This is a genomic window from Pseudazoarcus sp. NS34, from assembly GCF_059703725.1.
On sequence record NZ_BAAKIZ010000001.1, the window covers coordinates 1,086,004 to 1,097,922 of the forward strand.

Annotated in this window: 8 protein-coding genes; all 8 read left to right on the forward strand. The window is 63.7% G+C overall.

What is annotated here, in order from left to right:
• Nucleotides 1-97: 97 nt before the first annotated feature.
• The 8 genes from rsmB to AC6H0N_RS05275 all read left to right on the forward strand — a co-directional run bounded on the left by rsmB (nucleotide 98) and on the right by AC6H0N_RS05275 (nucleotide 11,918).
• The gene (rsmB, locus tag AC6H0N_RS05240; RefSeq protein WP_497573006.1) at nucleotides 98-1,327 is read left to right on the forward strand and encodes a 16S rRNA (cytosine(967)-C(5))-methyltransferase RsmB; all 1,230 of its coding nucleotides are present in this window, start codon (nucleotides 98-100) and stop codon (nucleotides 1,325-1,327) included.
• Nucleotides 1,287-1,880: a DUF4390 domain-containing protein gene (locus AC6H0N_RS05245; RefSeq protein ID WP_497573007.1), complete on the forward strand. Its 594-nt coding sequence runs from the start codon at nucleotides 1,287-1,289 to the stop codon at nucleotides 1,878-1,880. The genes rsmB and AC6H0N_RS05245 overlap by 41 nt, the downstream gene beginning before the upstream one ends.
• Nucleotides 1,877-4,015, forward strand: a complete 2,139-nt coding sequence (locus AC6H0N_RS05250) for a sensor histidine kinase (protein WP_497573008.1) — start codon at nucleotides 1,877-1,879, stop codon at nucleotides 4,013-4,015. The genes AC6H0N_RS05245 and AC6H0N_RS05250 overlap by 4 nt, the downstream gene beginning before the upstream one ends.
• Nucleotides 4,016-4,024: 9 nt before the next feature.
• Nucleotides 4,025-5,272, forward strand: coding sequence for a sigma-54-dependent transcriptional regulator (locus AC6H0N_RS05255; RefSeq protein ID WP_497573009.1), 1,248 nt, complete (start codon nucleotides 4,025-4,027; stop codon nucleotides 5,270-5,272).
• Nucleotides 5,273-5,352: 80 nt separating this feature from the next.
• Nucleotides 5,353-6,753 carry a Trk system potassium transporter TrkA gene (gene trkA, locus AC6H0N_RS05260; RefSeq protein WP_497573010.1) on the forward strand — a complete coding sequence of 467 codons (1,401 nt, stop codon included), beginning with the start codon at nucleotides 5,353-5,355 and terminating at the stop codon, nucleotides 6,751-6,753.
• Nucleotide 6,754: 1 nt separating this feature from the next.
• Nucleotides 6,755-8,212, forward strand: a complete 1,458-nt coding sequence (locus AC6H0N_RS05265; protein ID WP_497573011.1) for a TrkH family potassium uptake protein — start codon at nucleotides 6,755-6,757, stop codon at nucleotides 8,210-8,212.
• A gap of 107 nt (nucleotides 8,213-8,319) precedes the next feature.
• Entirely contained in the window at nucleotides 8,320-9,390 is a 1,071-nt protein-coding gene (gene hemE / locus AC6H0N_RS05270) for a uroporphyrinogen decarboxylase (RefSeq protein WP_497573012.1), read from the forward strand.
• Between the two features lie 344 nt (nucleotides 9,391-9,734).
• Entirely contained in the window at nucleotides 9,735-11,918 is a 2,184-nt protein-coding gene (locus AC6H0N_RS05275) for a primosomal protein N' (protein WP_497573013.1), read from the forward strand.
• Nucleotide 11,919: the final 1 nt, after the last annotated feature.

Below are 11,919 nucleotides of genomic sequence, written 5' to 3' on the forward strand. Positions count from 1 at the left end.
TCACGTGAAACAGACATCCTCCACGCACCAAACCCCGCCTCGCCAAAGCTTGGCAAGCGACAGCCTTGCGTACGCAATGTGTCACTCTGCGACCTTGATGGCCAGTGTATTCCAAGGCAGGAACCTTACCGAGAGCTGGGAGAACATGCTTTCGGCCAATCCCCAATGGCCGGCGGCAACGCGCGGTGCAGTGCGCGATCTCGCGTGGTCGACGCTGCGCGACTACGGAGCAGGCGACGTCGTACTTGATCGACTGCTGTCCAAACCGTTGCCCGATGACATCCACGCCATTCTTCTGATCGCATTGCGCCGGCTGGAAGTTCAGCCCGACCGTACGCACGTTGTTGTCGATCAAGCCGTGCAGGCCACTGCGTCCCGCGTACCTGGCCTGAAAGGGGTGGTGAATGGGGTGTTGCGAAACTACCTGCGTCAGCGTGAAGACCTCCAGCGTGCAATTGACGCAGATGAGGCTGCTCGGTCGCGCCACCCAGATTGGTGGGTGGCACGAGTGAAATCCTCTCTGCCCGAGGCATGGCAAGCAGTTCTGGATGCTGGCAACACGCATCCCCCCATGAGTCTGCGGGTGAACCGCAGGGTGATGAGCAGGGAGGCGTACCTGGAGGAGCTGACCGCAGCTGGCATTGAGGCTACGCCAATCGGCGAAGACGGTCTGCGCCTGCAGTACCCGATGGGCGTTGCTGAACTCCCGGGTTTCTCGCAAGGCAAAGTTTCGGTGCAGGACGCCGGTGCTCAGTTCGCGGCTCAACTACTGGGGGCGATGGCCGGCGAGCGAGTGCTGGATGCTTGTTCGGCGCCGGGTGGAAAGACCGCGCATATCCTTGAGCAGGCTGCAGTGCAGATGACCGCACTGGATGTTGATCGCACGAGGTTGGCGCGTGTGCGCGCCAACCTCGATCGCCTTGGGTTGAAGGCCGAGACTCTGTGTGGCGATGCGCGCGACCTCGATAGCTGGTGGGATGGCCAGCCCTACGACCGGATTCTCGCCGACGTGCCGTGCAGCGCTTCCGGAGTGGTACGCCGACACCCCGACATCAAGTGGCTTCGCCGCGACGAGGATATCGCCGGCTTCGCCGCGCAGCAGGCACAGATCCTGGATGCGCTTTGGCCAAGCCTCGCCCGAGGTGGCACAATGCTGTACGCAACCTGCTCGGTATTCAACGCTGAGAATGGCGCGCAGATCGCAGCCTTCTGCGATCGCCACCCCGACGTGGAGAGGCAGCCGCTGCATGACCGGATGGATTTACAACTGCTGCCGGATGCCGAGCATGACGGCTTTTACTACGCGTTGCTGCGGAAGTCTGCTTGATCGCCTGAGGGTTTTGACGCTCACGTTTATCTTCGCGTGTCTGCCATTGATCGCCCAAGCTGACGCCAAGGTCGCTTCGGCTGCCATGATCGCCACCGAGGAGGGCTATGTCCTCAACGCCGATTTTCAGCTCGGCCTCAATCCACGGCTGATCGACGCGCTGCAGCGGGGAGTCTCGCTGCATTTCAGCATCGACCTCAAGGTCGAGCAGCCCCGCTGGTACTGGTTTGACAATACGGTGCTCGAAAGCATGCTGCAGTACCGGCTTGCTTACCATGCCGTTACCCGCAGCTACCGGCTCTCGTTCGGCGGTCTGCACCGAACCTTCGATACCCTCGACGCCGCGTTGCTTACGATGACACGTGTCCGCAACTGGTACGTGATGCCCTATGCAGCGATCACGGAAGGCTCTGAGTACCGTGCTTCGCTGCGCATGCGACACCAGATCGAACTGTTGCCCAAGCTGTTGGTGGTTACGGCTACCGGGGGGCGGGAATGGACGCTCGCAACCCCATGGGTGCATTGGCAGTTCAGCGGGGAGCCACGGCCATGAAGCGCGCCGGCATTGCGCTGATTCTGGCGCTCGCAGCAGTTTCGCTGTTCTTGCTGACGTCGGTCAGCGCGAATCTCGACTTGTTGGGTGGTCTTTTCCCGCAGCTCCTTGCCATCAACGGCGTAGCCGCCGTGATCCTGGCGTCGGTCGTGATGGTGCAGCTGGTAAGGCTGTGGCGTGAGTACCGTGCGCGCAGCTTTGGTTCGCGCATCAAGTACCGGCTGATGCTGATGTTTGCGCTGATGGCCGTCATACCGGGGTTGATCCTGTATGCGGTGTCGCTGTTCTTCGTCGTGCGCAGTATCGATTCCTGGTTCGACGTGCGTGTCGAGCGTGCGCTCGATGGCGGTATCGTGCTGGGCCAGACGGCGCTCGATCACCTGGTCAGCCAAGTGGTCGAACGCGGCCGTGACGTTGCGATCGAGCTCGACGGCAATATTGCTGCCTCGTCCATGCGCCTCAATGCGCTGCGTGAGCGCTCGGGCGTCGCAACCCTGACGCTGATGGGCCCGGGCGGGCAATTGATCACGACCGTCAGCAGCGGCGTTGGCAGCCTGCTTCCCGACCTGCCGAATTCCGCCCAGCTCCGTCAGGCGCGTCAGTTGCGTCGCTATGCTCAGGTCGAGGCCGCGCATGACGAAAGCATGATGATTCGCGTCGTCGTACCGATTCAGAATCGCAGCATGCTCGGCGATCCCTACTACCTCCAGCTAACCGAACCCGTGCCGACCGCCTTGTTGCGCAACGTCGAAGCGGTGCAGGAAGCCCACCGCGAGTATCAGCAGATCGTCATCGGGCGTGACGGACTGAGCCAGATCTATCTGCTGACCCTGACCCTCACGCTGTTTCTCGCGCTGCTCGGAGCGATTGCGGTCGCGTTCGTGCTGACGCGCCGATTGGTCGCGCCGCTGCTGATCCTCGCCGAAGGCACGCGCGCCGTTGCCCAAGGTGACTTCAGCCCCAGGCGTGCGCTACCGGCCCGCGATGAGTTGGGTGTGCTTACCCAGTCTTTCAACCAGATGACCCGTCAGCTTGAAGAGGCCCGCGGGCAGGCCGACAAGAGCCGGCATGCGGTCGAGACGGCGCGCGTCTATCTGGAGAGCGTGCTCGCCAACCTCTCGGCGGGGGTATTGGCCTTCGGCGAGGACGGCTGCTTGCGCGCGTCCAACCATGGCGCGGTCGACATCCTCGGCGACGCGCTCGAAGGCTTCGAGGAAATCCCGCTGTCGCACTGGCCGCGGCTGCACGGATTCCGCGATGCCTTGTTCGACGGATTCGCCCGCAATCAGGCCGAGTGGCACGAACAGGTCGAAATCGTGCGTGACGGCAACGAGCCACAGACGCTGCGCATCCATGGTGCACGTCTGCCGGCTTCAAGTGGCGGCGGCATGGTGGTGGTGTTCGACGACATCTCGGAGCTGGTGCGTGCTCAGAGAACAGCCGCCTGGGGTGAAGTCGCGCGGCGCCTCGCGCATGAGATCAAAAATCCGCTCACCCCGATCCAGCTTTCAGCCGAACGGCTGGCCTACAAGCTTGAAAGCCGACTCGACGAGGACGGTCAGGCGATCCTGCAGCGCGCGACCAAGACGATCGTGAACCAGGTCGAGGCGATGAAGAACCTGGTCAACGCCTTCCGCGACTACGCACGGCCGCAGAGTCCCGGCTACGTGCCGGTGGACATGCACGCGCTGGTCGGAGAGGTACTCGGCCTGTACGAAAGCTCGCCGCTGCATGTACGCTGCGAGTTCGCGCCCGGCGCACCACTTGCCAACGGGGATCCGGCGCAGATCCGACAGATCATTCATAATCTCTTCCAGAATTCCGAAGACGCGCTGGGCGGATCAGCCAGCGCGCAGGTCACGCTGACCACCCGGATAGCGTCCGACATGATCGAACTGGACTGGCGCGACAACGGTCCGGGTTTCCCTCCCGAAGTGCTGACGCGGCCCTTCGAGCCGTATTTCACCACCAAGGCCCGCGGGACGGGGCTGGGGCTGGCGATCATGAAGAAGATCGTCGATGAGCATGGCGGCGACGTTCAGCTGTCGAACGGACCGGAAGGTGGCGCCGTCGTCACCGTGCGGTTTCCGCTCGCCGGTGAAGCCGTTCCGGAACGCAACGCAGAAACGTGGTAAAGAGCAAAGATGGCGAACATTCTTATCGTCGACGATGAAGTCGGCATCCGCGAACTCCTCTCCGAGATTCTTTGCGATGAAGGTCACGATGTCGTTCTGGCAGAGAACGCCGGCGCCGCGCGCGCCGCCCGTAATGCCAAACGACCTGATCTCGTGTTGCTCGACATCTGGATGCCTGACACCGACGGCATCACCCTGCTCAAGGAGTGGGCCGCCAACGGTCAGCTGACCATGCCGGTGGTGATGATGTCCGGTCACGGCACCATCGACACGGCGGTCGAGGCAACGCGTATCGGCGCCATCGACTACCTCGAGAAGCCCATCGCCTTGCAGAAGCTGCTCACTGCCGTCAAACGCGGCCTGCAGCGCCCCAGCGCAACCGGTCAGCCTGCTCCGCTCACCCTGGCGGCCTTTCCGCGCTCCGCGCCTCTGCGCGAGCTGCGCAAGCGCTTGCAGCAGATCGCCGACAAGGCTCGCGTGCTGGCGCTGCGGGCCGGCCCCGGCAGCCTCGCAGAGCTCGCGGCGCGCAGCATCAAGCCCAATGGTTCGCCGTGGCTCGATTTCAGCACTGTCAGTCACCCGATTGATCTGACCCAGTTGCAGAACTGCAGCGGCGGCGTGGTCTTTGTCGGCGAGCCCGGCAAGCTGACGCGCACTCAGCAGAAGAACCTCGCCTTTGCGCTGGAACGCCTCGACCGCTTCAATCTGCACGTGGTGGTGGCAGCCGAGTCCGGCCCGGATGCTCTGATTGCCGAAGGCTGGGAAGAACGTCTGGTGTCCCGTCTGTTCGAAGTCAGCCTGGTGCCCCCGACGCTTGCCGACGTGCAGGATGACGTCCCGGAAGTGGCGTCCCAGTTGCTGGTGCACCTGGTCGAAGGCGGTGAGGTCCCCCGTCGGGGATTCTCGACTGCAGCCCTCAATGCGCTGCGCACCCAACCCTGGACCGGTGGTTTTGGTGAATTGCGAGCTGCCGTGAAGTCACTGGCGTTGGGCACGCTCGAAGACGAGATCAGCCTCGCCGATGTGCGTCGTGTATTGCCCGCACCGGCCGACAACGTGCATGCGATCTCCTTCGACCAGCCGCTGCGCGAAGCGCGCGAAGCCTTTGAGCGCTTGTACTTCGAGCACTACCTGCGTTCCGAAGGCAGCAACATGACGCGGATCGCCGAGAAGTGCGGTCTGGAGCGTACCCATCTGTATCGCAAGCTCAAGCAACTCGGCCTTCAGCCGGGTCGCAAGAGCGCCGCCGAGAGCTGAAGCGATGGGAATTGCGCGCTGCACCATGAGCCTCAGGGCGAGCGTACAATGCGCGCTTTCGGAATGAGGGCGGTCCGGAAGTGAAAATCATCATTCTGGGTGCGGGACAGGTCGGCACCTCGGTGGCCGAGAACCTGGTTTCCGAGGCCAACGACATTACCCTGGTCGATTCCAACGCCGAACTGCTCGACACCCTGCGCGAGCGTTTCGAGGTGCGCACCGTGTGCGGTAACGGCGCTTCGCCGTCCGTATTGCGCGATGCCGGTGCCGACGACGCCGACCTGCTGATTGCCGTCACCCAGTCCGACGAGAGCAACCTGTGCGCATGCAAGGTTGCGCGTACCTTGTTCAACCTGCCGACGCGGATTGCGCGGCTGCGCTCCGGCGAGTTCGTCGATTTCCCTGAACTGCTGTCGAGCGAGAATTTCGCCGTCGATTTCTCGATCTGTCCCGAACAGATCGTCACCGACTACATCAAGCGCCTGATCTCCTTCCCGGAAGCCCTGCAGGTGCTGGAGTTTGCCGACGGCACGCTGAGCCTGATCGGCGTGCGCGCCTTCGAAGGCGGCCCGCTGGTCGGCCACCCGCTCAAGGCCCTGCGCTACCACCTCCCCAACATCGAAGTGCGCATTGCGGCGATCTACCGCAACGGCGAGGCGCTGATCCCCGAGGGCGACACCATCATCGTGCCAGGCGACGAAGTGTTCTGTCTGGCCGCCAGCGTGCACATCCGTCAGGTCATGCGCGAGTTGCGCCGCAGCGATCATCCGATGCGCCGCATCATGATCGCCGGCGGCGGCAACATCGGTTTCCGGCTGGCACGCTCGATCGAGCAGGACTACAACGTCAAGCTGCTCGACGTGAGCAAGCGGCGCACCGAGCTGCTCGCCACCAACCTTGATCGCACCCTGGTTCTGCGCGGTGACTCCACCGACGAGAAGCTGCTCGAGAACGAGGGCATCGACGAAATCGACCTCTTCGTGGCGCTGACCAATGACGAGGAAGACAACATCATGTCGGCCTCGCTCGCCAAGCGCATGGGCGCGCGGCGCACGCTGGCATTGATCAACCGCAAGAGTTACGTCGACCTGGTGCAAGGCGGGCCGATCGACATCGCCATCTCTCCGGCGCAGATCTCCATCGGTACGCTGCTCGCACACGTGCGGCGCGGCGACGTGGTGGCGGTGCACAGTCTGCGCCGTGGCGCGGCCGAGGCGCTGGAGATCGTCGCGCACGGCACGCCGTCGGAGTCCAAGGTGGTCGGCAAGGCCATCGAGAACATCCCCCTGCCGCGTGGCGTGACCATCGGCGCCATCGTGCGCAATGAAATGCGCGACGAACGGGTGATCCGGCGTGAAGTCATCATGCCGCACCACGACACCTTGATCGAACAGGACGACCACATCATTGTGTTCTGCACGCACAAGAAGCTTGTGCGTCAGGTCGAGAAGCTGTTCCAGGTCGGATTTACGTTCCTCTAAGATGCGCAGCTTCTTTCCCGTTTTCAACGCGCTCGGCCTGATCATCATGATCTTCGGCCTGTTGATGAGCGTGCCGCTGACGGTGTCCCACCTGCATGCCGACGAGGCGGTGTCGGCCTTCGACCGGGCCATGCTCATCACCTTCGTGTGCGGGGCCATCGTATGGGCGCTCACGCGGGGCAAGAAGCGCGATCTGCGACCCAGCGACGGCTTCCTGCTGGTGGTGCTGACCTGGCTGGTGTTGCCGATCTTCGGCGCCATCCCGCTATACGGCTTCATGCCCGAGCTCGGCGTCAGCAAGGCCTTCTTCGAGGCGGTGTCGGGTCTGACCGCTACCGGCGCCACCATCCTCTACCGCATCGACGATCTGCCTGTGGCGATCAACCTGTGGCGCACCTTCATGCACTGGATCGGCGGTATGGGCGTCATCGTGCTGGTGGTCGCGATCCTGCCGCTGCTGGGCATCGGTGGCCGGCAGCTGTTCAAGGCCGAGGTGCCGACGCCGATGAAGGAGTCGTCGCTGACGCCGCGCATCGCCGAAACCGCCAAAGGGCTGTGGCTGACCTACATGCTGCTGACCGTGGCCTGCGGCATCAGCCTGTGGGCGGTTGGCATGGAGCCGTGGGATGCGGTGATTCACGCCTTCACGGTGGCTGGCCTAGGGGGGTTTTCCAGCAAGGATGATTCCATCGGCCACTTTCAGAGCCTGCCGATCGAACTGGTCGTGATCGGTTTCGCATTGCTGGCCGGCCTGAACTACGCCACGCATTACCTCGCACTGGTGCGCCGTTCGCCCAAGCCGTATCTGCGTGACCCGGAAATTCCGTTCTATTTTCTCGTGCTGGCGGCCAGCGTCGTGATGATGACCGGCTACCTGATGTACTTCGACAGCACGGCCGATCTGGCCACGACGGTGCGGCAGGTCGCCTTCCACGTTGTCTCGATCTCGACCTCGCTGGGTCTGGTGACGCACGACTACACCATGTGGCCGGGCTTTCTGCAGTTGTGGCTGCTGTTTCTCGGCAGCTTCATCGCCTGCTCCGGTTCGACCGGCGGCGGCATCAAGATGATGCGCGCCATCATCCTCTACAAGCAGGCCTACCGCGAGATCGTGCGCTCACTGCATCCCAACGCCGTCTACCCGGTGCGTCTGGGCCATCAGCGTGTGTCCGAGAACGTCCTGCATGCCGTGCTGGCCTTCAGCTTTCTGTACATGGTGTCCATCGTCACGCTGACACTGGTGATGACGGCCCTGGGTGCCGACCTGGTGACCGGTTTCTCGGCCGTGGTGGCCTGCATCAACAACACCGGCCCGGGTCTGGCGCTGGTCGGTCCGGCTACCAATTACGCCGGCCTCAGCGAGCTCCAGATGTGGGTGCTGTCCTTCGCGATGATCCTTGGTCGTCTCGAACTGCTCACCTTGCTGGTCGTGCTCACGCCGGTGTTCTGGCGTCGCTGAGCCCTGTTTGGTGGCGTGAGGGTCGGCAGCGGTGCCGAAAACCGGGATAATCCGTCCTTTACGACCGATTTCGGCCGCGCCTTGCGCGGTCCCACAGGACTGATCCCGTGAGCCGTCTCAAGAACGATACCTTCCTCCGCGCACTGCTGCGTCAGCCCACCGACTACACTCCGCTCTGGCTGATGCGCCAGGCCGGCCGCTATCTGCCCGAGTATCGTGAGACGCGCGCCCGCGCCGGCAGCTTTCTGGACCTGTGCAAGAACAAGGACCTGGCCTGCGAAGTCACCTTGCAGCCGCTGGCGCGCTACGACCTCGACGCCGCCATCCTGTTCTCCGACATCCTCACCGTGCCGGATGCCATGGGTCTGGGCCTGTACTTCGCCGAGGGCGAAGGCCCGCGCTTCGAGCGTCCGTTGCGCGAGGAATGGGAAATCCGCAACCTCACCGCGCCCGATCCCAACATCGAACTGCGCTACGTCATGGACGCCGTGTCGGAGATCCGGCGCGCGCTCGATGGGTCGGTGCCGCTCATCGGCTTCTCCGGCAGCCCGTGGACGCTGGCCTGCTACATGGTCGAGGGCCAGGGTTCGTCCGACTACCGCAAGATCAAGAGCATGGTCTACAGCCGCCCGGACCTGATGCACCACATCCTGTCGGTCACGGCCGACGCCGTGGTTGCCTATCTCAATGCGCAGATCGAAGCCGGTGCGCAGGCCGTGATGGTCTTCGATTCCTGGGGTGGCGTGTTGTCCGAGGCCGCCTACCAGGAGTTCTCGCTGGCCTATCTGCGTCGTGTCGTGGCCGGGCTCACGCGCGAGCGCGACGGCCAGCGCGTGCCGAGCATCGTGTTCACCAAGGGCGGTGGCCTGTGGCTGGAGAGCATCGCCGACATCGGTTGTGATGCGGTCGGGCTGGACTGGACCATGGACATCGGCCGCGCTCGTGCGCTGGTCGGCGACCGCGTTGCGCTGCAGGGCAACCTCGACCCCAACGTGCTGTTCGCTCCGCCGGAAGTGGTGGCGACCGAGGCACGTCGTGTCCTCGATTCCTTCGGGCCGCACGCGGGCCACGTGTTCAACCTCGGCCACGGCATCTCGCAGTTCACGCCGCCGGAGTCCGTGGACGTGCTCGTTGAGACGGTGCACAGCCACAGCCGAAGCTTGCGATCGGGCACTTGATTTTCGTCTTCGGGAAACCGAAAAAAGGCAAATTCAGGCTTGACTTATGCACACGGTCGGGTGTTTGACTGCATCTGCGTGAAGAAAAAATGTTTCCAGCCAAGCATTTATTTCAACTCATTGTTTTTAAATGAAGTTTCTGTTGCGTATTGTTAAGGCAATGTGACCGGAGTCCCGTCATTCCGGCGGGTTCACGCGGTTTCGCCCAGCTTTTTCACAAAGTTATCCACAGATTTTGTGGACAACCCGCCTAAAGGTTGAAGAGCAATGCCTTAGCGGCTCTTTCAATCATCGTGATCAGGTTTCATGCGCAAGCGATTGTTTAAAAAGGAAGTTCAGGATCAATGAGCCCTCCGGAACAGCTCGTCGCCCGTGTTGCGATTGCAGTTCCATTGCCGCAACTCTTTGATTACGCGTGTGAAGGCCTATCCAGAAGCGATATCGGGCGCTGTGTCCGCGTTCCCTTCGGGGCATCTGAAAAGAATGGCGTCATTGTCGATGTGCTGCCTCTGGAGGCGGTTGATTCATCCCGTCTGAAGTCCGTTTCCCGCGTCTTGCGTGAATTGCCTCCCCTGCCACACGACTGGCTTGCGCTGGTCGGTTTCGTCGCCCGCTACTATCACGAACCACTCGGCGAGGTGATCGCGCTGGCGCTGCCGCCGGGTTTGCGCCGGTCTGATGCGGTCGATTCCGCCGCCGCAGATCCTTTCGTCGGCGTCTCCGCTGCCGGGCGTGCGGCGCTCGAAAGCGGACGTGAAAGCCGTGCCCGGCAGTTGGTCCTCGCACTGGCCGAAGCCGGCGCGCTACGCCGCAGCGTCGCGCGCGAACACCCCTTGGCCGGCGCGCTGGCCGATGCGATGCGCCGGGGCTGGATCGAGATCGTCGATGCCGACCAGCCGCCGCACACCGCCGGGCCGGCTCCTGTGCCCACTTCCGACCAGCAGGCCGCCATTGATGCGGTTGCGGCACGGTTGGACACCTTCGGCTGCTGGTTGCTGCAAGGTGTCACCGGCAGCGGCAAGACCGAGGTCTATCTGCGACTGGCCGAGCGCACCCTGGCGGCCGGGCGCCAGGTATTGATGCTGGTGCCCGAGATCGCGCTGACGCCGCAACTCGAGACCCGCGTCGCCTCGCGTTTTCCGTTTGCCAACGTGGTCAGCCTGCATTCGGGCCAGGCCGCCGGGGCGCGCTCGCGCGGCTTCGTACAGGCCATGGAGGGGCACGCCGACATCGTTCTCGGCACGCGTTTGTCGGTGTTCACGCCGCTGCCCCGGCTCGGGTTGATCCTGCTCGACGAAGAGCACGACGCCTCCTACAAGCAGCAGGAAGGCGTGCGCTATTCGGCGCGCGACGTCGCCGTATGGCGCGCGCACGACCGGGGCGTGCCAATCGTGCTCGGCTCGGCCACGCCCTCGCTCGAGACCTGGCAGCACGCACGACAGGGGCGCTACAAACCCTTGCGGCTGGATGCGCGGGCGGTGTCGGCGGGCATGCCGAAGGTGCGCTGCATCGACACCCGCCACATCCGATTGGACGAAGGCATCAGCCCGGCCATGCGCGAGGCCATCGGGCAACGCCTGGAGCGTGGCGAGCAAAGCCTGGTATTCCTCAATCGCCGCGGCTACGCGCCGGTGCTGTCATGCACCTCATGCGGCTGGGTCAGCGGCTGCCCGCATTGTTCCGCCAAACTTGTCGTGCATCTGGCCGACCGGCGCATGCGTTGTCACCACTGCGGCACCGAAGGGCCCATTCCCCCCGCTTGCCCGAGCTGCGGAAACCAGGACATCCAGCCCTTCGGGCGCGGTACGCAGCGCATCGAAGAGCGGCTTACGGCGATGTTTCCGCAGGCGCGGGTGCTGCGTCTGGACCGCGACGCCGCGCGCACGCGCCCGCAGTGGGAGAGCTTGCTCGCACGCATTGCCGGCGGCGAGGCAGACATTCTGGTGGGCACGCAGATGATGGCCAAAGGCCACGACTTTCCCAAGCTCACCCTGGTTGGTGTGATCGGGGCCGATTCTTCGCTGCACGCCGCCGATTTCCGCGCGCCGGAACGTCTGTTCCAGCAGCTCATGCAGGTCGGTGGCCGCGCCGGGCGGGCGCATCTGGCGGGAGAGGTGTTGATTCAGACGGAGTTTCCCGAACATCCGCTGTATCGCCATCTGGCCCGCCACGACTTCGACGGCTTTGCCGCACGCGAACTGGATGAGCGTCAGATGGCCGGCTTTCCGCCCTTCAGTCATCAGGTGATGCTGCGTGCCGATGCGCCGGAGCTGGAGGCTGCGCTGGAGTTTCTGAGCGGTGCGCGCGAGTGGGCGCTGCAGGTGGCGCCGGAGGGCTTGCGCGTGTTTGATGCCGTGCCGATGCGCATGACACGGCTGGCGCGCCGCGAACGTGCGCAACTACTGGTTGAGGCCGATCAGCGCGGCTTGCTGCAGGGCTTCGTGGCGGCATGGCTTGATTACCTGCGCGCGCAACGCGCGCCGCGGACGCTGCGCTGGCAGATCGACATCGATCCGCTGGACGTGTGAG